Annotated in this window: 28 protein-coding genes; 6 read left to right on the top strand and 22 right to left on the bottom strand. The window is 59.0% G+C overall.

All coding sequences use genetic code 11. The annotated features are described in order from the left end of the window. Positions 1 to 35 precede the first annotated feature (35 nt). The 6 genes from pgk to MED193_RS03165 all read left to right on the top strand — a co-directional run bounded on the left by pgk (position 36) and on the right by MED193_RS03165 (position 6176). Complete coding sequence (gene pgk / locus MED193_RS03190) at positions 36 to 1226, top strand: phosphoglycerate kinase (protein ID WP_009808199.1); 1191 nt, start codon at positions 36 to 38, stop codon at positions 1224 to 1226. Between the two features lie 273 nt (positions 1227 to 1499). After that, positions 1500 to 1799, top strand: coding sequence for a septum formation initiator family protein (locus MED193_RS03185; protein ID WP_009808198.1), 300 nt, complete (start codon positions 1500 to 1502; stop codon positions 1797 to 1799). Positions 1800 to 2042: 243 nt separating this feature from the next. Then, complete coding sequence (pdhA, locus tag MED193_RS03180) at positions 2043 to 3032, top strand: pyruvate dehydrogenase (acetyl-transferring) E1 component subunit alpha (RefSeq protein WP_009808197.1); 990 nt, start codon at positions 2043 to 2045, stop codon at positions 3030 to 3032. Positions 3033 to 3048: 16 nt separating this feature from the next. Beyond that, positions 3049 to 4416 carry a pyruvate dehydrogenase complex E1 component subunit beta gene (locus tag MED193_RS03175; protein ID WP_009808196.1) on the top strand — a complete coding sequence of 456 codons (1368 nt, stop codon included), beginning with the start codon at positions 3049 to 3051 and terminating at the stop codon, positions 4414 to 4416. 99 nt (positions 4417 to 4515) lie between these two features. Then, complete coding sequence (locus tag MED193_RS03170) at positions 4516 to 4854, top strand: hypothetical protein (protein ID WP_157041259.1); 339 nt, start codon at positions 4516 to 4518, stop codon at positions 4852 to 4854. Positions 4855 to 4871: 17 nt separating this feature from the next. Continuing rightward, positions 4872 to 6176, top strand: a complete 1305-nt coding sequence (locus MED193_RS03165; RefSeq protein WP_039965809.1) for a pyruvate dehydrogenase complex dihydrolipoamide acetyltransferase — start codon at positions 4872 to 4874, stop codon at positions 6174 to 6176. A 97-nt stretch (positions 6177 to 6273) separates the two neighbouring features. Here the strand turns inward: MED193_RS03165 and cysE are convergent, their stop codons facing one another. The 22 genes from cysE to MED193_RS03050 all read right to left on the bottom strand — a co-directional run bounded on the left by cysE (position 6274) and on the right by MED193_RS03050 (position 26017). Then, a complete protein-coding gene (gene cysE / locus MED193_RS03160; protein ID WP_009808193.1) occupies positions 6274 to 7092 on the bottom strand; it encodes a serine O-acetyltransferase in 819 nt (272 codons plus the stop codon). A 146-nt stretch (positions 7093 to 7238) separates the two neighbouring features. Continuing rightward, positions 7239 to 7481 (bottom strand): hypothetical protein, encoded by a 243-nt coding sequence (locus tag MED193_RS03155; protein ID WP_254655429.1) that lies wholly within the window; start codon positions 7479 to 7481, stop codon positions 7239 to 7241. A 127-nt stretch (positions 7482 to 7608) separates the two neighbouring features. Further along, positions 7609 to 11574 carry a glycoside hydrolase/phage tail family protein gene (locus tag MED193_RS03150; protein ID WP_009808191.1) on the bottom strand — a complete coding sequence of 1322 codons (3966 nt, stop codon included), beginning with the start codon at positions 11572 to 11574 and terminating at the stop codon, positions 7609 to 7611. Then, positions 11574 to 12068: a peptidase gene (locus MED193_RS03145; protein WP_050757617.1), complete on the bottom strand. Its 495-nt coding sequence runs from the start codon at positions 12066 to 12068 to the stop codon at positions 11574 to 11576. The genes MED193_RS03150 and MED193_RS03145 overlap by 1 nt, the downstream gene beginning before the upstream one ends. Further along, positions 12068 to 12955, bottom strand: a complete 888-nt coding sequence (locus MED193_RS03140; protein WP_009808189.1) for a DUF2163 domain-containing protein — start codon at positions 12953 to 12955, stop codon at positions 12068 to 12070. The genes MED193_RS03145 and MED193_RS03140 overlap by 1 nt, the downstream gene beginning before the upstream one ends. Beyond that, positions 12955 to 13587 (bottom strand): DUF2460 domain-containing protein, encoded by a 633-nt coding sequence (locus tag MED193_RS03135; protein ID WP_009808188.1) that lies wholly within the window; start codon positions 13585 to 13587, stop codon positions 12955 to 12957. The genes MED193_RS03140 and MED193_RS03135 overlap by 1 nt, the downstream gene beginning before the upstream one ends. A 14-nt stretch (positions 13588 to 13601) precedes the next feature. Beyond that, the gene (locus MED193_RS03130) at positions 13602 to 14261 is read right to left on the bottom strand and encodes a phage tail tape measure protein (RefSeq protein WP_039966595.1); all 660 of its coding nucleotides are present in this window, start codon (positions 14259 to 14261) and stop codon (positions 13602 to 13604) included. A gap of 71 nt (positions 14262 to 14332) precedes the next feature. After that, entirely contained in the window at positions 14333 to 14539 is a 207-nt protein-coding gene (locus tag MED193_RS03125; protein WP_009808186.1) for a rcc01693 family protein, read from the bottom strand. Beyond that, positions 14536 to 14859 carry a gene transfer agent family protein gene (locus MED193_RS03120; RefSeq protein ID WP_368072266.1) on the bottom strand — a complete coding sequence of 108 codons (324 nt, stop codon included), beginning with the start codon at positions 14857 to 14859 and terminating at the stop codon, positions 14536 to 14538. Before MED193_RS03120 ends, MED193_RS03125 begins: the two co-directional genes overlap by 4 nt. Positions 14860 to 14898: 39 nt before the next feature. Next, positions 14899 to 15312 (bottom strand): phage major tail protein, TP901-1 family, encoded by a 414-nt coding sequence (locus MED193_RS03115; protein WP_009808184.1) that lies wholly within the window; start codon positions 15310 to 15312, stop codon positions 14899 to 14901. Between the two features lie 68 nt (positions 15313 to 15380). Then, positions 15381 to 15788, bottom strand: a complete 408-nt coding sequence (locus tag MED193_RS03110; protein WP_009808183.1) for a DUF3168 domain-containing protein — start codon at positions 15786 to 15788, stop codon at positions 15381 to 15383. Then, positions 15785 to 16132, bottom strand: a complete 348-nt coding sequence (locus tag MED193_RS03105) for a head-tail adaptor protein (RefSeq protein WP_009808182.1) — start codon at positions 16130 to 16132, stop codon at positions 15785 to 15787. The genes MED193_RS03110 and MED193_RS03105 overlap by 4 nt, the downstream gene beginning before the upstream one ends. After that, the gene (locus MED193_RS03100) at positions 16129 to 16728 is read right to left on the bottom strand and encodes a hypothetical protein (protein ID WP_039966593.1); all 600 of its coding nucleotides are present in this window, start codon (positions 16726 to 16728) and stop codon (positions 16129 to 16131) included. The genes MED193_RS03105 and MED193_RS03100 overlap by 4 nt, the downstream gene beginning before the upstream one ends. 164 nt (positions 16729 to 16892) lie before the next feature. Continuing rightward, on the bottom strand, positions 16893 to 18074 hold the full coding sequence (locus tag MED193_RS03095) for a phage major capsid protein (protein WP_009808180.1): 1182 nt from the start codon (positions 18072 to 18074) through the stop codon (positions 16893 to 16895). A gap of 28 nt (positions 18075 to 18102) precedes the next feature. Further along, positions 18103 to 18663, bottom strand: coding sequence for an HK97 family phage prohead protease (locus tag MED193_RS03090; protein WP_009808179.1), 561 nt, complete (start codon positions 18661 to 18663; stop codon positions 18103 to 18105). A gap of 31 nt (positions 18664 to 18694) precedes the next feature. Continuing rightward, positions 18695 to 18913 (bottom strand): hypothetical protein, encoded by a 219-nt coding sequence (locus MED193_RS03085; RefSeq protein ID WP_009808178.1) that lies wholly within the window; start codon positions 18911 to 18913, stop codon positions 18695 to 18697. Next, positions 18906 to 20117 carry a phage portal protein gene (locus tag MED193_RS03080; RefSeq protein ID WP_009808177.1) on the bottom strand — a complete coding sequence of 404 codons (1212 nt, stop codon included), beginning with the start codon at positions 20115 to 20117 and terminating at the stop codon, positions 18906 to 18908. Before MED193_RS03080 ends, MED193_RS03085 begins: the two co-directional genes overlap by 8 nt. Positions 20118 to 20292: 175 nt before the next feature. After that, the gene (locus tag MED193_RS03075) at positions 20293 to 21699 is read right to left on the bottom strand and encodes a DNA-packaging protein (RefSeq protein WP_254655428.1); all 1407 of its coding nucleotides are present in this window, start codon (positions 21697 to 21699) and stop codon (positions 20293 to 20295) included. 521 nt (positions 21700 to 22220) lie between these two features. Continuing rightward, positions 22221 to 23375, bottom strand: coding sequence for an endolytic transglycosylase MltG (mltG, locus tag MED193_RS03065; protein ID WP_009808174.1), 1155 nt, complete (start codon positions 23373 to 23375; stop codon positions 22221 to 22223). Next, entirely contained in the window at positions 23376 to 24641 is a 1266-nt protein-coding gene (fabF, locus tag MED193_RS03060) for a beta-ketoacyl-ACP synthase II (RefSeq protein WP_009808173.1), read from the bottom strand. A 241-nt stretch (positions 24642 to 24882) separates the two neighbouring features. Beyond that, a complete protein-coding gene (locus MED193_RS03055; RefSeq protein WP_009808172.1) occupies positions 24883 to 25626 on the bottom strand; it encodes a HisA/HisF-related TIM barrel protein in 744 nt (247 codons plus the stop codon). 157 nt (positions 25627 to 25783) lie between these two features. Beyond that, positions 25784 to 26017 (bottom strand): acyl carrier protein, encoded by a 234-nt coding sequence (locus tag MED193_RS03050; protein WP_009808171.1) that lies wholly within the window; start codon positions 26015 to 26017, stop codon positions 25784 to 25786. Positions 26018 to 26346 lie beyond the last annotated feature (329 nt).

Below are 26346 nucleotides of genomic sequence, written 5' to 3'. Positions count from 1 at the left end.
TAATTACCTGCGATATTTGCACAGAGGAGCCTCTGATGGGCTGGAAAACACTCGACGACATGGATCTCAAAGGCAAACGCGTCCTGGTGCGTGTGGACATCAACGTACCGCTTGTCGACGGTGTGGTCACCGATTCCACTCGGATCCGTCGCATTGCCCCCACCGTACGCGACATCCTGGCCGCCGGAGGCCGCCCGATCCTGCTGGCGCATTTTGGCCGTCCTGGCGGGGAACGCCGCGAGAACCTGTCGCTGAACCAGTTGGTCCCGACGCTGGAGCGCGCCTTTGAAACCCCTGTGCGCTTTGCTGCCGATTGCGTAGGCGAAGGCGCCAAGGAGGCCGCAAGCGCCCTGCAACCCGGCGAAGTGCTGCTGCTGGAGAACACCCGCTTCCACGCGGCCGAAACCAAGAACGATCCGGTTCTGGCCGCCGGCATGGCTGAGCTGGGCGACGTTTACTGTAATGACGCCTTTTCTGCGGCCCATCGCGCCCATAGCTCCACCGAGGCCCTGGCACGCCTGCTCCCCGCCTGTGCCGGCCGCCTGATGCAGGCCGAACTTCAGGCCTTGGAAAGCGCCCTTGGCGCCCCTAAACGCCCCGTAACGGCCGTTGTCGGCGGCGCCAAGGTTTCTACCAAGCTGGAGCTCTTGGGCAATCTGGTGGAGAAGGTAGATTACCTGATCATCGGCGGCGGTATGGCCAATACCTTCCTGGTGGCGAAAGGCCTATCGGTGGGCGTCTCTCTGGCAGAACGGCTGATGAAAGATACTGCGGCCAAGATCATGGCCAAGGCCGAAAGCACGGGCTGCAAGATCATACTGCCCAGCGACGTCGTCGTCACAGAAAAATTTGAATCCCACGCGCCGCATCAAGTCCTGCCAACAGATCAATGCCCAGACAATAGCATGATCCTAGACGCAGGTCCGGAGAGCGTGAAAGTGATCAATGAAATCTTTGAACAGAGCAAAACCCTGATCTGGAATGGGCCGCTTGGCGCGTTTGAATTCGAGCCCTTTGATGCGGCCACCAATGCAGCCGCTCTCAAAGCCGCCGCCCTGGCCCGTGCAGGCCAGCTCATCGCTGTTGCAGGAGGAGGCGATACCGTCGCTGCCCTGAATGCTTCTGGTGCGGCTGGGGACTTCACTTATATCTCCACAGCGGGCGGTGCCTTTCTGGAATGGATGGAAGGCAAGACTCTGCCTGGTGTTGCCGCGCTGGAAAGCTGAGTTCTCCGGGCTCGTTGCTGAGCCTCTGCCACATATACGGGACCAAAAACCACGCCGCCGATCAGAGATCTTCTTTGGTCGGCGGTTCTTTTCTTGGGGCTATCCCTCTGCTCGCGCGCGAAAATTTCCTAACAAAGTGTTAACAGGAAAAATTCTATCCCCTTGGAGACAAAAGGGGATTCACAAAGCGAATCACTTGTGCCATAACAGGGTCAGAGGCTGGAACAACTGGCCCGCTAGCAGACTTGAGCAGTAAACATACAGGCACTTCCATTGACCCGAAGCAACAGGCCTTCCCTAGGTTCGTTTACCTTTTTCGTCGTCGCATTTGCGCTGGGCGCATATTTTACCTTCGCGGCGGTTCAGGGTGATTTCGGGTTGTTCAGACGGGTTGAGATCCAGGCAGAAGCCGATGAGCTTCGTCTGGATCTTGATCGTTTGAAGGTTGAGATCGCCGAGATCGAAAATCTCACCCACCGCCTCTCCGATGATTACCTGGATCTTGATCTGCTGGATGAACAGGCCCGTTCGGTTCTTGGCCTGTTGCGCGCTGACGAAATCGTCATCCGATAAACCCTTTTTGCACCTCTCCTGTGGCACAGCTAATCTACTGGGCTGTTGAACAGGTTTGATCCTCATGCAACGATAGAAAATCCCTGTACGAGCGGGCCTGCTTGCACGGCATCTTTGCCGCGATCTGCGCCCAATCTGCGGTGAAATGACCTGAAGTCACAAAAAGTCTCGCCAGCCGCGCCAAATTCAACTATGAATTAGTTTAACACTAAACTATCTAGCCTCAAGGGGGAGCCCGCACCGATGGCAGCTAGAAAAAGCACAAAGAAACCAAATGTTTCTGCCGAGGAACTGACCAAATTCTACCGCGACATGTTGTTGATCCGACGATTCGAGGAAAAGGCCGGTCAGCTTTATGGTATGGGTTTGATTGGGGGCTTTTGTCACCTCTACATCGGCCAGGAAGCGGTCGTTGTCGGTCTGGAGGCCGCTGCGGAGGAAGGCGACAAGCGCATTACCTCTTATCGCGATCACGGTCATATGTTGGCCTGCGGCATGGATGCAGACGGTGTCATGGCTGAGCTAACAGGACGCGAAGGTGGCCTGTCAAAAGGCAAAGGCGGCTCTATGCATATGTTCTCAAAAGAGAAACATTTCTACGGTGGCCATGGTATCGTTGGGGCTCAGGTGCCGCTGGGCGCTGGTCTGGCCTTCTCTGACAAATATAAGGGCAATGGCCGCGTGACCTTCACCTATTTTGGTGATGGTGCAGCCAACCAGGGCCAGGTCTATGAGACCTTCAACATGGCGGCGATCTGGGATCTGCCGGTGATCTTTGTCATCGAGAACAACCAATACGCCATGGGTACAGCCCAGGCTCGCTCGACCTCGACCCCGGATATCTATACGCGCGGCGAGGCCTTTGGCATCCCCGGAGAAGCGGTTGACGGTATGGACGTTTTGGCCGTCAAGGCAGCAAGTGAGCGCGCCACAGCCCACTGCAGAGCAGGAAAAGGGCCTTATATTCTTGAGGTCAAAACCTATCGCTACCGGGGCCATTCGATGTCGGATCCGGCCAAGTACCGCACCCGTGAAGAGGTGCAAAAGATGCGCAGCGAACGTGACCCAATCGAACAGGTGCGCGATATGTTGCTCACAGGCAAACATGCCACCGAAGACGATCTGAAAGCGATCGACAAAGAGATCAAAGAGGTGGTGAATCAATCCGCTGAATTTGCCCGCACCAGCCCGGAACCAGCGCTCGAAGAGCTCTGGACCGACATCTACGCCTGAGGGGAAGAGATAAGATATGGCAACTGAAATTCTGATGCCCGCCCTGTCGCCAACCATGGAGGAAGGCACACTGGCCAAATGGCTGGTAAAGGAAGGCGATACTGTGAGCTCTGGCGATATTCTGGCCGAGATCGAAACGGATAAGGCCACGATGGAGTTCGAAGCTGTTGATGAAGGCTTGATCGGCAAGATCCTGATCGCCGAAGGCAGCGAAGGCGTGAAAGTGAACACACCGATTGCCGTCCTCGTCGAAGAGGGGGAAAGCCTGGATGCAGCGCCTGCGGCGAGCAGTGAAGCGCCGGCGGCCGGGGCACCTGCGGCGCCCGCAGCCCCCGTCGCTGCTTCCGCGGCTGTGGCTGCACCCGAAGTGGACGACAGCCCCGATTGGCCAGAGGGCACGGAAGTGGTGAAGACCACCGTGCGCGAAGCCCTGCGTGACGCCATGGCGGAAGAGATGCGTGGCAATGAGAACGTCTTTTTGATGGGCGAAGAGGTGGCCGAATATCAGGGCGCCTACAAGATCAGCCAAGGCCTGCTGGACGAATTTGGCCCGAAGCGAGTCATCGACACCCCCATCACCGAGCACGGCTTTGCCGGCATCGCCACTGGTGCTGCCTTTGGCGGATTGAACCCCATTGTCGAGTTCATGACCTTCAACTTTGCCATGCAGGCGATCGACCATATCATCAACTCCGCCGCCAAGACGTTGTATATGTCAGGCGGTCAGATGGGCGCGCCCATGGTGTTCCGTGGCCCCAATGGCGCCGCTGCCCGCGTTGGTGCACAGCACAGCCAGGACTATGCCGCCTGGTACATGCAGGTGCCCGGCCTCAAGGTTGTGATGCCCTACTCCGCTTCAGACGCCAAAGGCCTGCTGAAATCCGCGATCCGCGATCCGAACCCGGTGATCTTTCTGGAAAATGAAATCCTTTATGGTCGCTCTTTCGACGTGCCCAAAATGGACGATTTCACCGTTCCCTTTGGCAAGGCACGGATCTGGCGGGAAGGCAAGGATGCCACCATCGTTTCCTTTGGCATCGGTATGCAATACGCCCTAGAGGCCGCGGATAAGCTGGCTGAAGAGGGCATTGATGCTGAAGTCATCGATCTGCGGACCCTGCGGCCCATGGATCTGCCCACTGTGATCAAATCGGTGATGAAGACCAACCGTCTGGTCACGGTAGAGGAAGGCTGGCCCCAGGGCTCCGTTGGCAGCTACATCGCCTCTGAGGTGATGCAGCAGGCCTTTGACTATCTGGATGCCCCAGTGATCACCTGCACCGGCAAGGATGTGCCCATGCCCTACGCCGCCAACCTGGAACGCCACGCTCTGATCACCACCGATGAAGTGGTCGCCGCTGTGAAGCAAGTGACTTACCGGTAAGACATGTTTGAGGCCATCGAACCCCAGCTCACGCTTTCACCAAAGCACGGGAGTTTCGTTTTGCTCGAGGGATATTCCTTCCAGAACGGAACTCTGAACGTGCGACTGCGTAGCGCGGGGGCGGGCGATGGCCTCACGCTCCCTTTCACCAATGTCATTGGCCTGACGATGTCGGAAGACGTCTTTGGATCAAATGGCGACCAGATCACCCGCGAAAGCGTTGACACAGAAGACGATGGCGCGGTTATGCCGAACGGCTTCTTTTGGTCGTCAGCAACTGCGCCGACGATCCGTGCCGTGCGCGATAGAGTGCCTGCACCATTCGACGACAGGGTGAAAGATCATAAACTATTCCTTTTGTCGCTACGGGAGCACGAGCTTTCCTTTGTGGCGCACAAAGCATTCGAAATCGAACACATGTCTTCGGACATGGCATGATTAAGGGAAGCTAAAAGATGCCCATCGAAGTCCTCATGCCCGCCCTCTCCCCGACAATGGAAGAAGGCACCCTGGCCAAATGGTTGGTCAAGGAAGGCGATACCATCCAATCCGGTGATCTGATCGCTGAAATCGAAACCGATAAGGCCACCATGGAATTCGAAGCCGTGGACGAAGGTGTTGTTGGCAAAATCCTGATCGCTGAGGGCAGCGAAGGGGTCAAAGTCAATACTGCCATCGCAGTCCTGCTCGAAGACGGTGAGAGTGTCGATGACATCGGTGCCAGCGCGGCGCCGGCTGCCCCTGCAGCCGCAGCTGCCGAGGTGGCGCCTCTTGCCGCCGAGACGGCTGCACCTGCCGCCACCCCAGCCCCAGCCCCTCCCGCCGCGGCGGATGGATCCCGCATTTTTGCTTCACCTCTGGCGCGGCGTATCGCGGCCGACAAAGGCCTGGACCTGGGCGGCATTACCGGCTCGGGCCCACGCGGGCGGATCGTCAAAGCAGATGTCGAGAGCGCAACTGCCGCACCCAAAGCCGCAGCAGCGCCTGCCGCGGCTTCAGCCCCAGCAGCGGCGGCCCCTGCCCCGGCAGGCCCCTCTTCCGATCAGGTGGCCCGCATGTATGAAGGGCGCGCCTACGAGGAGGTCACTCTGGACGGCATGCGCAAGACCATCGCCGCCCGCTTGACCGAGGCCAAGCAGACAGTGCCGCACTTCTACCTGCGCCGCGATATCCAGCTGGATGCACTGCTGAAGTTCCGCTCGCAGTTGAACAAGCAACTCGAAGGGCGTGGCGTCAAGCTCTCGGTCAATGACTTCATCATCAAAGCCGTGGCCCTGGCGCTGCAGGCTGTACCAGATGCCAATGCTGTCTGGGCTGGGGACCGCGTGTTGAAGATGAAAGCCTCAGATGTGGCCGTGGCCGTCGCGATTGAGGGGGGATTATTCACCCCGGTCCTGCAGGACAGTGAGTTGAAGTCCCTCTCGGCGCTGTCCGGCGAGATGAAGGATCTGGCCTCCCGCGCGCGGGATCGCAAGCTGGCCCCCCATGAATATCAGGGCGGCAGCTTTGCAATCTCCAACCTCGGTATGTTTGGCATCGACAATTTTGATGCCATCGTGAACCCTCCCCATGCCGGTATTCTGGCCGTGGGTGCAGGGGCCAAAAAACCAGTTGTTGGCGCGGATGGCGAGCTGAAAGTGGCGACGGTAATGTCTGTCACCATGTCCGTGGATCACCGGGTCATCGATGGTGCATTGGGGGCACAACTGCTGCAGGCCATTGTCGAGAACCTGGAAAACCCCATGGTGATGCTCGCCTGACCCTGCGCGGCCATCCCCCTGAAAACGCAAAAGCCCGCCTGCATAGTTTCCTGCAGGCGGGCTTTGTAGTTGTGGCGACCTCCGGGCAACCGTCGATCTATTTGGGGGTGCTATGTTCCGTCAGCACCTGATCCATGCTGATCGAAGGCTGATCGCAACCTGCCTCCCCAACAATCTTTGCGGGGACACCTGCAACAGTTTTGCAGGGGGGAACTTCGGACAGCACAACCGATCCGGCTGCGATGCGACTACAATGGCCCACACGAATATTGCCCAACACCTTAGCACCAGCGCCAATCAGTACCCCATCTTCGATCTTGGGATGGCGATCCTCTTCTTCTTTGCCGGTTCCGCCGAGGGTCACCGAATGCAGCATCGAGACATTGTCCCCCACCACGGCGGTTTCACCGATGACGATGGAATGAGCGTGGTCGATCATAATGCCCCGGCCAATGCGGGCTCCTGGGTGAATATCAACACCAAAGATCTCCGAAATTCGCATTTGGAAAAAGAACGCCAGATCTTGATCTCCCTGCCGCCACAGCCAATGCGCAATACGATAGGCCTGCACGGCCTGATACCCCTTGAAGTAAAGGATAGGTTGCAACAGGCGGTGGCAGGCCGGATCGCGATCATAGACCGCCATCAAATCGGCCCGCGCCGCCGCAATCAGGGAGGGATCCGAGGCAAAAGCGGTATCAACAATTTCGCGCAGGATCACCATCGACATTTCGTTGGAACAGAGTTTGGCTGCGATCCGGTAGGACAGCGCTTTTTCCAGCGTCGGGTGATGTAGGATGCAGGCATGTATCAACCCGCCCATAAGCGGCTGTTTTGCAACGGCTTCCTGCGCCTCAGTAGAGATTTGTTCCCAGACCGGGTCCAGGGGGGTTACAGCTGTACGCGTTTTGATCATGGCATTGCGTCCTCTTCTTCCGCCTAGGTTCGCATTTAGGGAAGAAAAACCCAAGCGCAAACCCGTGATGGAGAGGATTTCCAAATGGAATGGGTAAAATCTCGCCCGCTACCTGCCTCCAAGGAGATCCCCGCCCCCCGTTTCCGTCACCTTACATCCCCGCCTGCCGCCCCCTTTGGGCGGGTGAGACGCCGATCCAGGGCCGCAAGAACGATCCGTAAGCAATTGATATAGCGAACATCACTCCAAAGTGGCTCTTGATACAAGCGTCCCATACTGTGCCGTGCCGCCGCATCCAAAGAGCCATTGCCCCAGAGGGGATGCAGCGCGCCTGTCCGCGCAACATGCACCTCCGCCATATCAGCGCGATCAAACAGTGTCTGACACAAATTTGAACGCTCCTGGGCCGGTACCGCCAATAATGCGCGGGCCACACTGCTGACATCCTGGGGCAGAACTGGCTGGCACAGAGGGGATTTTCCAAAGAACTGAGGCGGCTGAGCCTGAGCCCTTTTCTCAGACAATTGGCTTTTGCGCCGCAAAGCCCGCCCCATAGCGATCCGACAACTGGGCCACTTCCACAATGTCTCCGCTGAGCACCGCATCTGCGGCTTGGTCGCTGGTGCTATAGATCCAACTCGGGGCAGTGACCTGTCGCTCCCGCAACAGCGTGGTACCGCGTAAGATTCGGATCCGGTAGGCCTCTTGCGTCTCCCCCAATGGGATTTCGGCCAGATCCCAACTGTCACCCTCTACCCGACTGCGGCGGATCCAGCTCATTGAGATATCATCGCCCAGCCTCCCATCCAGCCGCAGATGCACCGGCGCATAGGGACGCAATCCATTGCCATCAAAGGCCTCCACCCGATGAACATAACTCGGATCCTCATAGCCGCGCCGTGCCGGTCCAATCCGGTAATGGCGGGCAATTCGCCGCTGCGCCAAAGTCAGGTCCACCTGGGAAAGACTTCCATCCAACAGCACCACATAGGATCCTTCCGGCCACAGAGCAGGTATCAAACCATCGCTGCCCAACTGACCGCGCAGACGGTGGCGCAGCATATAGGTGTTTTCCGCAACCAGTTCAGCCTCACGGAATTGGAAGATCTCCCAATTGTCGCGGCTGCCATCGCCGATGGCCACGGCATTGGCCCCATTCAGCACCGCCAGCGCATCGCGGCTTTGCAACGCGCCAGAGATCAGTTTCACCTGCAGGTCAGCGCCGAGATCCCAGCGTCCCACTGCAGCAGAAGCCAGAGCAGTTTCTGTCACGCCAATAGTCCTACGCGCTGCAATGATCTGCGCGAGGCGATAGTCAGAATCGCTGCCCGATTCATAAAGCGCCACGGTTCCGGGCCAAGGAGAGGCCGTCACCGCAAGACGCGGCGCATGGGGCACCTCTTCGCCGGTCAGCAACGGCAAATCCATAAACAGCGGCAAAACAGGCAGAGGCGGCTCAAAAGCTTGACCACTGGGCAGGGTTTCAGGCGACGGTGCAGGCAGGTAGACCTCTGGGTCGATACGCACGGCATCGACGATCTGCGCCGCCCCAAGCTCCATTCGGTCCAACCGGTAACGCTGCGGGCCTGCGGGGCCTTCCAAGGCCCCAGCCCCGGACTCAGCAGATGATCCAGAAGAGAGGTCAGCAGGCAGCGTGATAACGTCCCCCACCCCAAGGTGCAGCTGCGATGGCGGCAGAACAAATCTGGCGGTATCGCGGGAGACCCGTGTCTCCGCCAACCAGCGTTCAACAATCTGACGTGCTTCGCTTTGTGTAAGCACGAGAGCGAGTTCGCTGGTGTTTACAGCATGGGTATCCTCATCGGGTAAGACCGCTTCCACAGCTCCAATTTCATACCCAGCCCCCCATTCGATGAACCGCAGGCGCACCCGCCCGGCCAATTCGGCCTCTGCCTCCCGGATCAGCTCAATCGCGCCTTCCGACTCCTCATCTTCAACCAGGTTTTGCGCTGTCAGGGTCTGATCGCTGTCACCTTGGCGCAGGCGGAACACCAGAACCCCATTGCGCTCAATGGTGTCAAAGCCGAATCGAAGGCTCAGCGGCTGTAGTGCTGCGCGGGCAGGCGCCACCTCGCTGAGGGCAAACCCATGTACGATCCCATAAAGCCCGGAGACATCAATCCGGGTCTGCCCGGCCTCTGCACAAATCTCGCGCACGACAGAAGCCAGACTGCGCTGCCCGGCCCGACCATTGAGCCAGTGCCCGCGCAGATAGTTCTCGCCATCGCTCCAGACCGCATCCAGATTTGGAAAGGCAGGAAAGGGGCGCGCATCCCAGGCCCAGACATAGGCGTTGCTCATATCCAGCATCCGCCCGTCATATTCGCTGGACATAGGGTTGTTTTCCTCCTCGCCCCAATAGCCCAGCACTGCCCGCAGATATTGCATCTGTATCAGATCATCACGCTGCCCATTGGAGTAGCGCGGCAGTTGCGATTCTGAACTCTTGGGGTCGAGAAACTTATTGGGCTGGTTTGTCCCTTTATCAATCGCCGCGCAGCCTAATTCGGTGAACCATATTGGCTTCTTTTGCGGCTGCCAGGCCGTTGGCTGGGCCTGACGAACCCCGTCTAGGCGTTCATAATGCTGGTTGCTCCACCAGTTTCTCAGATCTTTGTAGCGCCAGACCCAGGGCTCATCGTGGGCCCCATCGGTAATCGGCGTTCGTATCTGCGCCGCAGCCGCCTCGGCTGAGTGGTAATACCAATCATAGCCCTCGCCGCCTTCCACATTGGCGCGCAAATACTCCAAATCATAGATGCTGGGCACCCCGGCTGCGCGATCCAGATGATCCACACCATCGCGCCAGTCAGATAGCGGCATGTAGTTATCAATGCCAATAAAGTCGATATTGGCATCAGCCCAGAGCGGATCCAGATGGAAGTAGCGGTTTCCCTCCGGGCTTTGATAGCCCCAATATTCGGACCAGTCGGCGGCATAGCTAATCTTTGCTTCCGGCAGCAGCAGACGCACCTGGGCTGCGAGATCCCGCAGCGCGGTGACAGCAGGAAACCCGTTGGCCCCGCGGATCTGGGTCAGGGCGCGCATCTCGGAGCCAATGCAAAAGGCCGCAACCCCGCCGGCCGCCGCACAGAGCGCCGCATTGTGTAGGATAAACCGCCGCATCCCCCAGTCCGGCCCGCCACTGTAGGAGACCTGGCCAGGCGTTACGGTATAATCAGCGGCCGTGGCGTGGCCCATAAAGGCGGCGAGTTCAATATCCGCTGTCGCGGTCTGATCCGGTGTAGCCGCCTGCCCGGGTGCCTTTGACAGCGTGATGCGCCCACGCCAGGGCAGCGGCGGTTGGCTCTCTGCATCACTCCAGGGGTCAGGCAGATCATTACCCGCGACCTGGTCCATCAAGATAAAGGGGTAGAACATCACCCGCTTGCCAGCGCCGTGAAACGCCTCAATCGCCTCGATCACCGCTGCATCCGCAGGGGTGCCGCCATAAAGCGCCCGCCCCTCACTATCGACCGGCACCAGATCGGCACTCGCCCGGGTTTCGCCGCAGACCCGCCAGGGCATGGGAATACCCTCAGCCTGCCTTTGCTCCACTTTGGGTTTGATCTGGCACTGCCCACAGCGCAGGTCATCCCCGAACCACGACACAATCAAAGAAGTTGCATCGCAGCTTGGCAACTCAGCAGAAAGTGCCGAGAGCGAAGTCTCAAAATCGCTTGACCCAGATGCGGTATGGCTATTGCCGCCAACCGACTGCCCAGGGCCGACCCCATAGTGCACAGCTGTGGTCGCCAGAGCATATTCCCCGGTGCCCGGCATTAACGCCACCCCTTTCACCAACTGGCCAAGGTCCAGGTCATAATCCGGGCTGCTGGCCTGCTCTGGGCGCACCACCTCAAAGGAGAACTGCGGAACCCGGTTACCAAAGCTCTCCAGCGCGAGGTTTTCAAAGACCACATAGGCTGTCCCTCGATAGCCGGGCACCTCACCCGCCCCTTCCACTGCCTCCATCAGAGGATCAGGTTTCTGGTCCTGGGTTCCCCGGTAGAGGGTCATGTTCAGATCCCGCGGCGAGACCTCCTCCCCATCTGCCCAGATACGGGACACCGAGGCGATCTCTCCCTGACACAGAGCAATCGCCAGGGAGACCGTATAGCTGTAGCTGGTGGTCTGGGGCTGGCTTGGGGCCCCTTTTCCGCCCCCAGTCACAGTGGCACTCTCGGCAAATTCACTGGCCCAAATCACCTGACCACCGATGCGGGTTCGACCATAGATCTGCGGGATCGGCGCGCCCTGCCCGGCCTCTGTAAGGCGGAACCGATCCACCCGCCCGGTCTCTATCGCGTCAGATCCCGTGCCCAATAGCCGATCATCAATTGCCCGCCCCAGGGTGGCACCAATGGCACGCCCTATGGCAACGCTGGACAGCCCGGCCACGGTACCGCCAATCGAACCGCCAATCGCGGCACCCGCCGCGGAAAGCACAATTGTTGCCATCAGATCTGCTCCTCAGGAAAGGAAAACCGCGCCACAATGCGGCGTCGCCAGGGGGCGGTCAGAGCGCTTTCCACCACGCCGTGGCCGCTATAGGCATGAATAAAACTCGCGCCCCGCGCGCCATTCTCGCGGCTAAGCTGGGACTGCACGCCCAGATGTTTCGCCACTGCTCCGGCCCGCATGCGAAACAACAGCACATCCCCCAAAGCCCCCTCGTTCAGAGGCTTCGCCACAAGATGGGCCCGGGCCGCCTGCCAAAGCCTCTCTTCTCTTTGCGGTTCAGACCAATCCATCGAATAGGCTGGTGGCATTTCAGGCTCTTGGGTGAACCGCGCGCGCCAGATCCCACGGATCAAGCCCAAACAATCACAGCCCCCGCCTCGGCAACTGGCCTGATGCAAGTATGGCGTTCCGATCCATCGTCGTGCCTCTGCGACGACTGGGTGACAGGGATCCCTCCCCGTAATCTCGCCGCCAGGGCGCTCTGGAGCCATCATCTGCGGCTTCCCCCTGTCAAAGAGCCGCTCGCCTTGGGCACTGCCATAACCCAGTCTTCTCCTGGGATGTCGGGAAAGCCCTGAAAGTTGATCAGGTTGTTGAACTTCAGGCGACAGCTCTGCATGGATTTGTCACAACCCGGCTCTAGGCGGATAAGATCGCCCGCCGCCAGCCCACCGCGCAGGGGCTCCCATAGGGTGATAAGGCGCCCGCCCCCGAGGTCCTGATCGCGCTTAATGCTGCCCCACAGCCCTGCGGCCGCGCCACTGAGCACTGAGAGACGACCGGCAGTGAACCAGGCCTGTTCAAACCCTTCCAGACTCTGCCACTGATACGCCCCCTGTTCCGTCACTGTCTCCACCACGCCCTCAAATACATAGCCCGGGGTGGCAAGATCAAAGCGGCAATTGCCATCGCCCAGAACCGCCGTACAGGGTTTCTGATAGATCCGCCCCAGGGGCTGGTTCAGCGCTTCAGTGAGGCCGCGCAGTTCGGCCTCAAAGGCACCACCTGCCCGCTGCAACTCGCCAAGAGTGCCACGAAATTGCAGCCAACGCTCATCAGGGTTCTGCCAGTTCACCAGCCAACAGCTCAAATCCGCCCCGTCAAAACGCCCGGCCAAAATATCCTCCTCTTTCAAGGCGGCGTCACTCAACGCTCCCTGGGCCGAGGAGTTGTCGACCGAAAGCCCGGTTGTCTGTAACAACCTTCGCGCGCTGAGCCCGGACCCGGCTGCAAATTGCCAGCCCTCAAAGAACAGATCCAGATCATGATCGGTAAAGCCGAGCTGGGTTCCGTCGCGGCGTGTTAGTCCCCAACAGCGTGCCAGAGTGGTGACACCAGTGCGTGCATGGGCCCATAGTCCCTGAGCTGCTTGCTCCATCAGGCACGCACCTCTACCACCGGAACATTGGGCACATCCCCAGCCTGAAAAGAGGCCACGCTGGTCAGGATCCGATCCGTGTCGAACCGCACGGGGACATCAAATTCAAATCCTGCAACCACCTCAATTCCGTTTTCAGGAGGGTGGCTCAACACGACCATGCCAGTGGTCGGATCCAGCGTGAAATCAATGCCTTCCTTGATCTCTTCCTGCCCCAATCCCAGGCGCACTGTGCCGTCGACGGGCTTGGCGATAGGCCTGGGATAGATGCTGTCGCCCGAACGGTAGCTTTTCAGCAGCTGGAACCCAGTTTGCACCCCATCGCCCAGCCCAATGACCTGATCTCGAAAATCCACTTCCGCTGTGGGGCGGGCGGATTTGTAGTCAGACCAATCCTTCCAGCGAAACCCAAAGATCTGCCCCTGGCGGGCCTCAAAGAAAGCAATCAGTGCCTCGATATCATCCAAAGAACGCAGTCCAAGTCCTGCATCATAGCGGCGGCGCGAATGCGCCCAGGGGGTGTTGCGCTCCTCAAAGCCATTGGCCAGGGTCACCACATCAGTACGCCGTTCTGGCCCACCGACAGATCCAAAGCTGAGTGAGGCCGGAAATCTGATTTCATGAAAACTCATGGGCGCAGGCCCTCCTAACGATTGCGATTGCCACGGCTCAATGCCCGCGACAGCTGGGCGGCAATCTGGCCCCGGCTGCGCTCAAAGCCCTGAACATCAGGGGTGCTGACATTCATCACCACCGTGGTGCCGCCGCCCCCCGGCGCGCGCACCCCCAGGCTGCCGTCGGAGCTGCGGCTTAGTGGAAGAATGGCCTCAGGGCCGGCCTCCCCCATCAGCCCGATCCCGCCACGCATGGGAAAACTGGTGGGGGCGCTGACCACGCCGCCGCGGGCAAAGGGCACCACCCGGCCCTGGGAAAAAGCCGCACCATCTGCAAAGGGCAAAATCCCGCTGATAAGATCCCCAACCCCGCTGGAAATCATTCCCCCGACATGATCGGTGATGGGGCGAATTGCAGCGTTATAGGTGGTTTTCACCAGCGAGCGTGCCAAACCATCCAACGCTGAAGAGAGACTATCCCCATCAAAGACCACCTGTTCAAAGGAGCGCCGCAAACCGCGCGACAGCCCCCTTTCCAGAGTCTCCACATCTTTTCCGGTAGCCTCAAATGCATCGCGCACCCGGCGCAGTTCTGATTCAAAACTGGCGGCCATCCCTGCGGCATCGCCCAACGTGTCGCCAAGCGCCCCGCTTTGCAGTTCCAAAGCGGCAATGTCACGTGTATCAGCCATGATACGATCCTTTGTGAAAAGGCCTGACCACCTGTGGGTCAGGGCCAGAAAAACTGGACCCACAAGAACAATCACCCAAGTCCAAGGTCAGGCTCCCTCTGGTCAGGGAAGCGGCGCATCAAGGCCTCTAACCCGCTGCGATCCAGGCTGGGCACCCCATGGGCAGCCCCGAGTAGCAAATGCAGCTCGATCGGAGTGAGGTCCCAGAATATATCAGGGCGCATCTGGAGCCTGGTCAGGCCAGCCCGCATCAGCCCCGGCCAATCCAGCCCGCTCATTCGCAGGCACTTGTGGTGGGCTGGCTCGTTGCGGTCGGCAAGGAAAAACTGCGCGCCAAAAGCTGTGCGGCGACCCGGGCCGCCTCTACGGCTCCCCCGGCAATCTCGGCTTTGCCCAGGTCCAGGTTTTCCAGGTCATGGCCGCCCCCCTCCAGCCCTGCGGTCAGCAAGGCGAGAATGTCCGTTGCCGAAAAGCGCCCCGTTTCAAAGCGCTGCACCAGCGCCACCAGAGTATCCTCGCGCAACTGGCTCTCCAGCCGCGCCAAAGCGCCAAGACTGAGGCGGAGGAGCAACGGCCTGCCATTCACAGTCAAGGTCACCTCGCCCCTCCAGGGGTTCTCTGTCCGCGCAGCCATAGATCAAACCGCCGTAAAGGTGAGCGCACCGGCACTGGCCAGAGTGAGCTCATATGTGGCCTCACCATTGTGGCTCCCGGCATAGTCCAGCGCAGTGACCTGGAACGGCCCTTCGATGATGCCAAAATCAGGCACAACCACCTGACAGTCCGGTGTGACGCCATCAAAGAACAATTGCCGCGCCCGCTCATCCGTAGTTTCATCGCGAAATACCCCGGACCCAGAGATCGAAGCCGACCGAACTCCGGCCCCAGCGAGCAGTTCCCGCCAACCGCCTTGGCTTTCGAGACTGGTCACATCTACGCTCTCGGCGTTAAAACTGATCCGCGTCGCACGCAGACCTGCCAGTGTTTCGAACTGCCCATCTCCAGTCATATCCACCTTGATCAACAGATCCTTACCATTCTGGGTAGCCATGAGACCGCCCCCTTTCTAAAGTTTGATTTTGTTGGTTGGTTTTTCTAGCGATGTCTGAATCTTATGGGTCAGTCATCTTCCACCCGCGCCGCAAACATCAGAGTGATACTGCGACCGCCCTCGTCCAGACGCTGGGCGCTGGCACGTTCAAACCAGATGCCCACCAGACGCCCGCGGCTCAGGCTCAACGGCGCATCAACAAGAGCGTCGCATATGGCTGCCGCAGCTTCCTTGGCAACAACAAAACCGGCGCTGCTGGTAAAGACACTCACGATAAAGCGGTGACGCGCGCCACCGCCGCTGACATCCGAACGGTCCAGCACCTCCTCTGCGCCAAGAACTCCGTAGATCTGCGGTAAGGTTCCCGTCGGCATCGCGTCAAACAGATCACTGCCCAGGGTCGCAACCACCGCCGGATCCGCTGCAAGATGTTGAAACACCGACTGCTGTAAGGACGCTGCAAGCGCATAGGTCATTGGGCGAGCTCCTCGATGCATTGACAGGTAAGGTAGCGACCAGCAGGATCTGCCTCACCAACGGCTACGATACGGAAAAAGCGCTGATCCTGGCGAAATCGCTGGCCAGGGCGTGGTCGTGACTGGCTGCCCTGAGGTGTGGCGCGCAGAGTAATCCTGTAGCGTTGCAACGACAGGCTACCCCCCTCTTGCCCCGCGGTCCGGCCAGTTTGCGATTTTAGTGTCCCCCAGAGCAGCCCCAATGGAGCCCAACTCTCCCGGTAACCACCGGCCCCATCGCTGATCCGCTGCGGATCTTCGAGCACCAGCCGCCGCAGCGTTTGCGGCCCCTCGCTTTTGCTCATGCTGTGTCTCCGGTCGACAGCCGCAACAGGCGGTAGCGCTCAATCAGGCTGACAACGCCAAAGGGCATGCATCCTCCATGCAGGCCCGTGTCGTCTCGGTACTCATAATAATGGGCGGCAAGCATCAATACTGCCTGGGCCAAGTCATGGGGCAACCCCTGCCAAGTGGCTGCAAAACCTGCGGCAAATGTGATCTCCAACCGGGCGCCCCCTTGCAAGACCGGCAGGCTTGCGCCACGGGGGTGCAGGCGGGGTTGCTGACTATCTGGCTCCACCCAAAAGCCATCGTTGGGCAGAACTGTCTGATTGCCATCGCCATCAAACAGAGTGATCGAGGTCAGATTGACGGTTGGCGCAATCGGAACAGGTGCATAGTCCATTCGCCGCCAGCCCGTCACGACCCAAAGGAAGTCGCGTTGCAACAGCGCCTTGCTGGTTCGGTTTTCTATTGCGCTCAGAGAGGCCCGCAAAAATCCGGCCAAAACACCGTCCTGCAGATCATCTTCGCCAAAGCCGCTCCCCAATCGCAGGTGTGCCTTGAAGGCCTCTAGCGGCAGGGCCGAATCCGGCACTGGTGTCACTTCGCTCAACATCATCATCAACTCCGCAGGCTCTGATCCCCGAAACGTCCCAATCTGGTTCAGCGGGCACGCAAAGCTCTCTGCCGCTCGGACGGAGGGGGAGCAGCTAGACGACAGAAAACCAGAAGATGCGTACCCGCCAGGGAACCGGGCTGCCGGTTCCCCATTCAGCCAAAGCCCTAGCTCAGGCCGAATTTCAGGAACTTGATGGCAGCAAAATCACTGACATCGCCGCCGATCCGTTTTGTGGCATAAAACAGCACATGGGGTTTGGCGCTAAAGGGGTCGCGCAACACCCGCAAATCCGGGCGTTCTGCAATGGTGTACCCAGAGGCAAAGTCGCCAAAGGCCAAGGACAGGCTATCCGTTCCCGCATCGGGCATATCCTCGGCGATCAAGACCGGATAACCAAGCAGCCGGGCCGGTTCACCAGCGGCCAGACCGTCTGACCACAAGAAACGACCATCTGCGTCCTTGAGTTTGCGCACCAGCCCAGCGGTTTTGGAGTTCATTACAAAGCTGGCGTTGGCGCGATATTGCGCCCCCAAGGCGTAAACCAAATCAATGATCGCATCGCCATCACCAATGCCACCATCCTCCCCTGAGGCGATGTAACCGAGGCTACCCCAGCTCCAGCCACCGTTTTCCACCACAGGGTGGGTCAGAATACCTGTGGGCTTATCGATGCCATCACCGTTCAAAAAGGCGGCGGCTTCGGCGCGGGAAAATTTGTCGGCGATCCGACCGGCCAGCCAGCCCTCGATATCAAACGCACTGTCGTCAAGCAGACGCTGCGACGCCTTTGGCAGGGCGCTGAGCTCATGCAGGGGGATGGTGATCCGGTCGATCACGGGCGTGCCACTTTCAACGGTGGGATCCGTCTCGGTCGCCCAGCCTGCGCCAGTATCACCATGATCAATCAACACGTCGTAGGAGGTTGCTTCGACACTGACCACTGTTGCAACCGCGCGGATGGACGCGGTGGATTGCAGTACCGATTTCACGGTCTCGCAGGTCTGCGGATCCACCAGGTAGCCGCCATCGCTATTGACCGTTGTCGACAGGGCCTTGCTTTCGGGCAAAAGGCTACGCAGGGCTGTCTCATCCCCGGTGCGAATGTAGCCGCAAAAAGCTTTTTGATGGGGAGCCTCAGCTGAAGTGGCGGCTGCAAGATGCGGGCGTCCCGCGCGATTTGTCTTTCGATCCAGCATGGTCATTCGCTCTTCCGTCTGTTTGAACTTCACTTTTACAACGTCCTGAAAACCTCTGAATTCACGTAGAAACCCTGACATTGCCTGGGTCACATCCTGCATCAAAGGGGCTGCCTGTCCGGCCAAATCCGGGGTATCCCGCTTAGTCATGTTTTTGTCCTGTTCTGGTCATCGAAGGTTAAAGGGTTAAGCCTCCCATATCGCGGCTGGCACGGCGCAGATCAGACACCAGTTGCCTCAGCTCACGGTCCTCTGCCTCCGCCTTTTGGCCCATGATCCGCGCTGAGGGCAGCATCGGAAACGTCACCAAAGACACCTCCCAAAGCTCAACCTCGGTAAGCACGCGCCCACCAGCCTCGCCTTTGCGGGCTCGCTTGGTCCGATAGCCGATCGACAGGCCTTCAATGGCTCCGGCTGCGATCAGTGCAGCAGCCTCCGCCCCACGAGAGATCTCCGTTAACAGGCGGCCCTTGACCCATAGGCCACGACCGTCCTCACGTAGCTCTTCCCAAACACCAATGGGCTGCGCCGGATCATGTTGCCAAAGCATCTTGACGCGGCACCCCGTCTTTGCGAGCTGTTTGAGCGAGGCCCCATAGGCCCCCGCTGCGACAATGTCGCCACCTTGATCGGCCTCTCCGAACAGGCTGGCGTAGCCTTGGATCACGTTGTCATCTTGAACCGTCAGCATCTCTCCAAAACGAGAGAACTTATGTTCAAATCCAGTCTCAACCTTCATGAAAGTCCTCACTTAACAGATTGAAAGTACGTCAACTTATCGCCAGCAGGGACTGGAGCGCCCGCATCAGTATCACTGCAGCAACGCCGTATAGCGTCAGCCAAAGACGTCGCTCTAGCCGCTCCAAAAGTTGCTCCAACTGCTGATGTCGGCGTTCCAGGGATTGCAGCTGGACCTGAATGACCTTCTCATGGGCCGAAAGCCGCAGTCCTGGCGCGCAGTCAAAGGGCGGCATTGGGTATTCAGCCATCCATTTCCCCCTCGGGCAGCGGCGGCAGGCCAAGCAGTTTCCGTTTCTCCGCCTGACTGAGGAAATCGGCCGTCGCAACCCGCCGCCACTGGCGTTCGCGCTCTTCTGACAGGGCAGATACCTGGTCAAGATCTGGCTTGAGCTCAATCAACTCACCGCCATAACCAGAGAGCCAATCGGAGAGGCCAGCGGCGATCCGGGCGACCAAAGGCACCACTGTCAGCCGATAGAAGGCCCGGTTCGCTTCTTGATAGTTTGAATAGGCGGTGTCTCCGGGAAGGCCCAAGAGCATGGGCGGCACCCCAAAGGCTAGGGCAATTTCACGGGCAGCGGCTTCCTTTGTCTTTTGGAACTCCATATCTGACGGAGAAAACCCCATCGGTTTCCAGTCCAGCCCACCTTCCAGAACCATGGGTCGCCCAGCATTACGCGCCCCCTGAAAATTGGCCTCGACTTCATCGCTCAATCGGCGAAACTGGTCGTCTGACAGGGCTCCCTGCCCATCACTGCCCGCCCAAACCAGCGCCCCTGAGGGGCGCGCAGCGTTGTCCAATAACCCTTTGGACCATTGAGACGCTGCTGAATGCACATCCAACGAAAGCGCCGCAGCCTGAATCGGTGCTAGCCCATAGTGGTCATCCTGCGGATGAAAGTTCTTCAGATGCAGGATCGCAGCACGCCCGCCCTCACAGGCAAAGCGATGCTTGCGCCCGCCCACCGTGTAGTCATAGGCCTGTGGCCAGCCATCTGGCCCAGGGACAATCGACATGCGATCGGGGCGCAGCAGGTGCAGCTCCGCAGGCCAGTTCTCGTCCTCGCTCACGGCCTCTACATAGGCGTTTCCAGAAAGCATCAGGTGGCCAAACAGAGTTTCGAAGAAATCCTGTCGGGTCTGCGCCGCATTTGGGCGAGTGATGAGCGTGAGCAACGGATGGGTCTCATACCGCTGCGCAGCGTCCTGCACCACCAGCGGCAGCGCTGCTGCTGCTTCGATCACCATACGCACCGCGCGAAAGCCGACGGGGTTGCTCTGGTAACCCAGACGCGTCAAGGAGTTGTTATCCCTTGCACTGAGCGGGAATGCCCCACCGGCCTGAATAGCAATACCACGCGTGGCGGCACTGGACTTGGACTGCGTTGCATTAGCCGGAACCGCCAGAGGCTCGCTGGGCTGTGTCTTGCGCCAAGGTAGGTCAAACCTCATGGGCCGCTCCTGTAATCAAGTCTTCGGGCATCGCGCCCTTTGCAGAAGAAAAGATATGACCTGGAGATCTAAAGATCCGCGATGGGCAGCGTGCTCGCCTCGCGAAACGGAGAGTCTATGGCACTGTATTTAAGGGCATATACCTCTGTGTGAGATGTTGCATCGCCCCATAGGCCTAGACCATTCGGGCCCGTGGCAGGCCTTTGCGCAGGCTCGGTTCCAGGATAAGCTGGTGCAGCGCCCAAACCAGTGCATCAACCCGGTCCGGAGAGCCCTGCCCCTGAAAGCCCTGTTGCGACATCTGGCACATCTGCTCTTCCAACTCCGCCAGGCCTGGCAAATGATGCACCCGATGCTGCTCATAAAGTGCGGCAACAGGTTCTGCGCGCACGACCTTCCCCCGGCTGGCGTGAACTGGCTGAAAACCCACCAATGGGTCGATCTGGCGCAACAGATTTTCCACCAACGCGCCCCCCTGGTTTACCTCGGCCACCACCCGATCGGCTGCAAACTCCTGATGTGCTGCGATCACCGCCTTGGCCCAGGCCAGCGGGCCGACCCCCTGAACTGTGCGGTCCGCCAAGACATAGGCGCGCCAAGTCTCCACTGGCCCCTGCAGGCAGGCCCCCGCAACAATGATCCCACAGGCATCCGAACCCTTCCCCGAACTTACAGCCGGATCCACCGCCACAACGATACGGTCCAGCGCAGGGGCTGTGGGCACCTGCAACTCGGCCAATTGAGCGGCCCGCCAAATTGCCCCCTCAACGTCGCTCAGTAGAATCCCATCCAGCTCCTGACGCCCCAGTCGGGACCCTGCATAGCGGGCGCGGACTTCGCTCAGGAACGACGGCGCCAGATTGGCCCGGTTGGCCTCGGTGGCTGCGTGGCTTTTCACCGTTGATGGGCTTGCCAACAGTTGCCGCAACAGGGCTGCGTTACGCGGAGTCGTGGTCACACAAACGCGCGGATCATCCCCCAACCGCAGCGAAAACTGCAGCATATCCCAGGCCTCTCTCGCGCGCCGCCATTTGGCCAGTTCATCCGCCCAGGCAGTGTCAAACTGCGGCCCGCGCAGTGCCTCAGGGTCATGCGCAGAAAAGGCCTGAGCCATGGCACCATTGGCCCAGATCAGTTTACGTTCACCAGCCTTCCATTGTGGCCTGCGGTCTGAGGGGGAACAGGCCAGAATGCCACTATCGCCCAGGATCATAACATCACGCACCTGATCATAGGTTTCCCCAATCAGGGCAAGCCTTCGCCCCCGTCCAGGGCCAAGGGGGGTGGCCCCTTCGACCTGCGTGCGGATCCATTCTGCGCCAGCGCGGGTTTTGCCTGCCCCACGCCCCCCCAGGATGACCCAGGTGCGCCACTCTCCCGACGGGGGCAATTGGTGCGCATGCGCCCAGAACTCAAACAGATAGGGCAAGCAGAGGATCGCATTGTCACTTAAGCCGTTGATCAGTGCTTTCTGCACCTGCGGTGACGCGCAGGCGATCCAGGCGGCAGCTGACTTCAGCTCGGGCTGCGGCGAGATCTCGCCCTTGCTGATCCTCGAGGCCCTGGGCGGTGTGTTCGACAAGGGTTTTCTCCACTTTCTGGCAATCTCTGATGAGCCCCTCAAGTTTTGCGATCCGGGGAAGTGGCCCATTCAGAGCCTCCTCCCCGGATACGGCAAGCTGTTGCTGAAGATCTTCAGCCTCCTGACGCAGACGTTGGATTGATCGCGACAGCGAACGAAACAGATCCTGGGTGTTTTGAGTTTGGTGGGTTGGCTCGGTCTGTGACATCTGAGCATGGGCCTTTCATTCAAGGGGCCCCCAGCACGATAAAAGACACAGAGGTTAAAGAGCTGACGCTGAAAGCTTGTTTCAGCCGCCAGAACATTCACCTTCGGTCTTTTTTCAGCTGCTGGGTAAATTAGGCCATGGCGCGTTCAAAAGTCAAATGAGCCGGAGTTGCCAAGCGTCCGAGAATAAAAGGAAAGCTTAACCACACGGGGTTCTGAAACGTGCAGTGGCAGGGGCACGACAACAAAAAACCGCCCCCGTCAAACGACGCGGGCGGGATCATGTCTCATGGTATTTGCGCGCAGCAGCGCAGTTAGTTGTTATTGCGCTGCGCCTCGATCTCACGCCATTTGGCAACGTTGCGATTGTGTTGCTGTAGCGTCTCTGCAAAGGCGTGGCCACCAGTGCCATCCGCAACAAAGAACAGGAAATCGGTCTCATCCGGATTTACCGCAGCCAAGAGGCTCGCCTGACCAGGATTCGCGATGGGGGTGGGCGGCAGCCCCTCAATAACATAGGTATTCCAGGGGGTTACCTTGCGCAGCTCGCTTTGGCGCAGGCCACGGCCCAGCACACCTTCTCCCTTGGTGACCCCATAGATCACGGTTGGATCCGTTTGCAGTCGCATGCCGCGGTTCAGACGGTTGGTAAAGACACTGGCCACTTGCCCCCGTTCACGGGCAACACCAGTCTCTTTCTCAATAATTGAGGCCAGGATCAACATCTCCTCAGGGCTTTGGACAGCGGCCTCTTCGCTGCGGTTTTCCCAGGCCGCAGCAATCAGCAATTCCTGCCGCTGCTGCATCCGCGCGAGAACCTCGGCACGGGACTGGCCAGAGATAATCTCGTAGCTGTCAGGCGCCAACATGCCCTCTGCCGGGCGCTCACCGGGGTCACCGGAGAGGATGTCGATGTTTTGCAACGCAGTCATTACCTGCCAACTGGTCACACCCTCCGCAAGAGCCACGCGAAAGCGGGTATCTGCAGCAGACTTCAGCTCGGTAAAGATCTCCGGTGCCTCATCAACGCCCAGCTCAAACTCTGCCCGCTCAACAAATTTTCCAGAGGCAGGATCCAGCTCCCGCACTTCGGCGCGCAGCCGTGTAACGCCAACGCGGTACACAACTTCGGTGCCGCAGGTGCTCGCCCCGCCCTGGGTGATCTGATCCAGGATGCTTTCCATTGAAGTGCCAGGTCGTACCAAGAAGCTACCAGCCTTAAGCTGGCTGGACTTTTCCGTGTACTTCGCGCTGAGCCGGAACATCATGCCAGAGGCAACTGCCCCTTGACGTTCCAGTTCGTTACTCACCCGTGTCATGTTGGACCCGGGGCGGACCTGAAGACAAATTGCTGTCTCCAAGGGACCTTGGCTGGTGTACTGAGACTTACCCCAGAGGATGAGACCGCCCAAAAGGAACAGCAGCACCACCAGAACGGTCAGCATATTTGAGGCCAGGCTACGCCACATCTATTTGGGCTTCCCGAAGACAACAGAGGCATTGGTGCCGCCAAAGCCAAAGGAATTGGACAGGGCCACATCAATCTTGCGCGCACGCTTGGTATTTGGCGCCAGATCAATCGGTGTTTCAACCGCTTGGTTGTCCAGGTTAATGGTCGGCGGGGCCACCTGATCCCGAATCGCGAGGATCGAAAAGATGGCCTCGATCGCACCAGCAGCCCCCAAGAGGTGGCCGGTAGAGGATTTGGTCGAGGACATGGTGACATTGGCCGCGTGATCCCCAAGCATCCGCTCTACGGCACCAAGTTCAATCGTATCGGCCATAGTTGAGGTGCCGTGGGCATTGATATAATCAACGTCCTTGGGCTCAAGACCCGCATTCTTCAGCGCGGCACGCATGGAACGCTCGCCGCCTTCGCCTGTCTCGGATGGCGCGGTGATGTGGTAGGCATCACCAGACAACCCGTAGCCCAGAACCTCGGCGTAGATCTTGGCGCCGCGCGCCTTGGCGTGCTCATAGTCTTCCAGCACTACAACCCCAGCCCCCTCGCCCATGACAAACCCGTCACGATCGGAATCATAAGGGCGCGAGGCAGATTTGGGGTCATCCGCCCGTTTGGTCGACAGCGCCTTACAGGCGTTAAAGCCGGCAATGCCAATCTCACAGATCGCCGCTTCGGCTCCGCCTGCAATCATCACATCGGCATCACCGGATTTGATCAGCCGGGCCGCATCGCCAATGGCGTGGGCCCCCGTCGAACAAGCTGTCACAACCGAGTGATTTGGGCCTTTGAAGCCAAAGCGGATGGAAACCTGGCCAGAGATCAAATTGATCAAGGCACCCGGAATAAAGAAAGGAGACACCCGGCGCGGGCCTTTTTCCTTGATCATCACGGCTGTATCCGCGATGGAACTGAGCCCTCCGATACCGGAGCCGATCATCACGCCAGTGCGCTCCAGGCTTTCTGTGTCTTCTGGAGTCCACGCCGCATCCCGCACGGCCATTTCGGCGGCGGCGATGCCATAGAGGATAAAGTCATCGATCTTTTTCTGATCTTTCTTGATTACCCAGTCATCGGGATTAAAGGTGCCCTCTGTGCCATCCCCACGCGGAACCTCGCAGGCATAGGTGGTTGCAACACCGCTGGCCTCTGCGTCAAACAGCGTAATTGGCCCGGCGCCAGACTGACCGTCCAACAGGCTCGACCAAGTCTCTTCGACTCCGGTCGCCAATGGTGTGACCAATCCCAGTCCGGTTACAACGACTCGACGCATTCCTTGCTCTCCTCTGCCTCGGCAATTCGCTCACCCAGATAGCTTGTAATGCCCAAGAGGTGCAAGTGCGCCAATAAAACCTTGGCAGAGGAGTTTTCAAAACAAGTCGATCTTCGCCACAAACGAGCAACCGGGCAAAGGGCAGCGCGCGCCCACCACGAAAACTGCTGCTCCGTTCCCCCCCCGCGGAGGGACGACCCGGTCATTGCCCGTGCAGGGTCAAGAACAACGCCGGTCTAGATCAAATGAATTCAGCGACTTGCTCGGGCTGTGGCTGGGCGACATCCAAGGCCTCTTCTAGCGTTAAGGTCTTACGGAACAGCGCCCGACCGACCAATGTGCCCGCAATATTGTTGATATATTTCAGGCGCGAGATATCATCGGCGCTGCGCACAACACCGCTGGCGATCACCGGGGCATGCGCGACCGCAGCCAGACCCGAGATCAAACCCAATTGCGCATCTAGATCAGACATATCGCTGTCGATATCTGTAACAATGATTCCTGCAAAGGGAGCCGTTCCAAAGGCGGAAATATAGGTTTCTGGATCAAAAGCCCCTGCTTTTCGCCAGCCTTCAGTCATGACCTGCCCCTGCCAGACATCCACCGCCAGCACAATTTGATCAGGGTGCTGTTTCGCCAACTCAGAGACCAAAGTCGGATCCAAAGCCGCCAGTGTCCCGACCACCACACGGCCCGCTCCCTGGTCGATCCAGGATTCGACGCTTTCTCGGCTCCGCATGCCACCACCCAGCTGGACCGGGATACCCACGGTGCGGATGATTTCCTTGACCAGATCTTGGTTGCTGTCATCGCCCTGGACTGCGTTGAAATCGGTCAGATGCATCCATTCGGCGCCGCAGGCGGCAAATTCTCTCGCCTTTGCGATCGGATCCACATGCCAGACAAGAGGGTCATCCAAGCGCCCCTTTTCCAGGGTAACACAGTGCCCGTCTAGCAGTTCCATTGTTGGATAAATCTGCATCCCGAAGTTCCTCCTGATTGCTCAACCTCTGCATGATAGCACATATCGATGCACCATAGGTCGAGCCTGCGGCAGAACAGAAAGGGGCGGGAGACGCAAAACGGCGCTTCCCTGGTGGAAAGCGCCGTTTAGTCGATCACATTACTGTGATTGAAACTTAGGAAGCTTCGGTGATGAACTTCACTGCGTCGCCAAATGTCTGGATGGTTTCCGCCGCATCATCGGGGATTTCGATACCGAACTCTTCTTCAAATGCCATGACCAGCTCAACGGTGTCGAGGCTGTCTGCACCCAAATCGTCGATGAAGGACGCGTTTTCGGTCACTTTTTCTTCTTCAACACCCAGGTGCTCTACAACGATCTTTTTTACGCGGTCTGCGACGTCGCTCATGTCATTTCCTCGTTCTTCAGGGCAGATTGCCCGGTTTTGCCCGTTCCCGCTTGGGGTGGCATTGTTTTGCCCGATGCGGGCGGTTCTGCTCTCAGAAACGAGAGCTACCCGATCGCTTCCCCTTCCCAGGGAAACGTCAGGACGAATACGGGCCGCCTATAGCACAGACCAGCGCAGAGGCAAATGGTTTCGCTACATCTGCTGTTCACGCCTATGGTCTGCAGTGACCGGCCCAGTCGAGCAAATGGCGCCGCCCGTCCTCAAGGACAAGGGGCAACACCGAGTATTTCTAAGACCCTATTGATATCAATATGATATTCTCAACGGCC

Source organism: Roseobacter sp. MED193 (assembly GCF_000152965.1).
In the GTDB taxonomy this organism is placed as follows: domain Bacteria; phylum Pseudomonadota; class Alphaproteobacteria; order Rhodobacterales; family Rhodobacteraceae; genus Pseudophaeobacter.
Note: the sequence above shows the minus strand (reverse complement) of the source record. Positions and strands in the feature narration are given on the sequence as shown.

Bases quoted from the DNA above. Each gene is read 5' to 3' on its own strand.
- pgk (WP_009808199.1), top strand. From the start codon at position 36: ATGGGCTGGAAAACACTCGACGACATGGATCTCAAAGGCAAACGCGTC.
- pdhA (WP_009808197.1), top strand. From the start codon at position 2,043: ATGGCAGCTAGAAAAAGCACAAAGAAACCAAATGTTTCTGCCGAGGAA.
- MED193_RS03175 (WP_009808196.1), top strand. From the start codon at position 3,049: ATGGCAACTGAAATTCTGATGCCCGCCCTGTCGCCAACCATGGAGGAA.
- MED193_RS03165 (WP_039965809.1), top strand. From the start codon at position 4,872: ATGCCCATCGAAGTCCTCATGCCCGCCCTCTCCCCGACAATGGAAGAA.
- cysE (WP_009808193.1), bottom strand. From the start codon at position 7,092: ATGATCAAAACGCGTACAGCTGTAACCCCCCTGGACCCGGTCTGGGAA.
- MED193_RS03150 (WP_009808191.1), bottom strand. From the start codon at position 11,574: ATGGCAACAATTGTGCTTTCCGCGGCGGGTGCCGCGATTGGCGGTTCG.
- MED193_RS03145 (WP_050757617.1), bottom strand. From the start codon at position 12,068: ATGGCTCCAGAGCGCCCTGGCGGCGAGATTACGGGGAGGGATCCCTGT.
- MED193_RS03140 (WP_009808189.1), bottom strand. From the start codon at position 12,955: ATGGAGCAAGCAGCTCAGGGACTATGGGCCCATGCACGCACTGGTGTC.
- MED193_RS03135 (WP_009808188.1), bottom strand. From the start codon at position 13,587: ATGAGTTTTCATGAAATCAGATTTCCGGCCTCACTCAGCTTTGGATCT.
- MED193_RS03130 (WP_039966595.1), bottom strand. From the start codon at position 14,261: ATGGCTGATACACGTGACATTGCCGCTTTGGAACTGCAAAGCGGGGCG.
- MED193_RS03125 (WP_009808186.1), bottom strand. From the start codon at position 14,539: ATGAGCGGGCTGGATTGGCCGGGGCTGATGCGGGCTGGCCTGACCAGG.
- MED193_RS03115 (WP_009808184.1), bottom strand. From the start codon at position 15,312: ATGGCTACCCAGAATGGTAAGGATCTGTTGATCAAGGTGGATATGACT.
- MED193_RS03110 (WP_009808183.1), bottom strand. From the start codon at position 15,788: ATGACCTATGCGCTTGCAGCGTCCTTACAGCAGTCGGTGTTTCAACAT.
- MED193_RS03105 (WP_009808182.1), bottom strand. From the start codon at position 16,132: ATGAGCAAAAGCGAGGGGCCGCAAACGCTGCGGCGGCTGGTGCTCGAA.
- MED193_RS03100 (WP_039966593.1), bottom strand. From the start codon at position 16,728: ATGATGTTGAGCGAAGTGACACCAGTGCCGGATTCGGCCCTGCCGCTA.
- MED193_RS03095 (WP_009808180.1), bottom strand. From the start codon at position 18,074: ATGACTAAGCGGGATACCCCGGATTTGGCCGGACAGGCAGCCCCTTTG.
- MED193_RS03090 (WP_009808179.1), bottom strand. From the start codon at position 18,663: ATGAAGGTTGAGACTGGATTTGAACATAAGTTCTCTCGTTTTGGAGAG.
- MED193_RS03085 (WP_009808178.1), bottom strand. From the start codon at position 18,913: ATGGCTGAATACCCAATGCCGCCCTTTGACTGCGCGCCAGGACTGCGG.
- MED193_RS03080 (WP_009808177.1), bottom strand. From the start codon at position 20,117: ATGAGGTTTGACCTACCTTGGCGCAAGACACAGCCCAGCGAGCCTCTG.
- mltG (WP_009808174.1), bottom strand. From the start codon at position 23,375: ATGTGGCGTAGCCTGGCCTCAAATATGCTGACCGTTCTGGTGGTGCTG.
- fabF (WP_009808173.1), bottom strand. From the start codon at position 24,641: ATGCGTCGAGTCGTTGTAACCGGACTGGGATTGGTCACACCATTGGCG.
- MED193_RS03055 (WP_009808172.1), bottom strand. From the start codon at position 25,626: ATGCAGATTTATCCAACAATGGAACTGCTAGACGGGCACTGTGTTACC.
- MED193_RS03050 (WP_009808171.1), bottom strand. From the start codon at position 26,017: ATGAGCGACGTCGCAGACCGCGTAAAAAAGATCGTTGTAGAGCACCTG.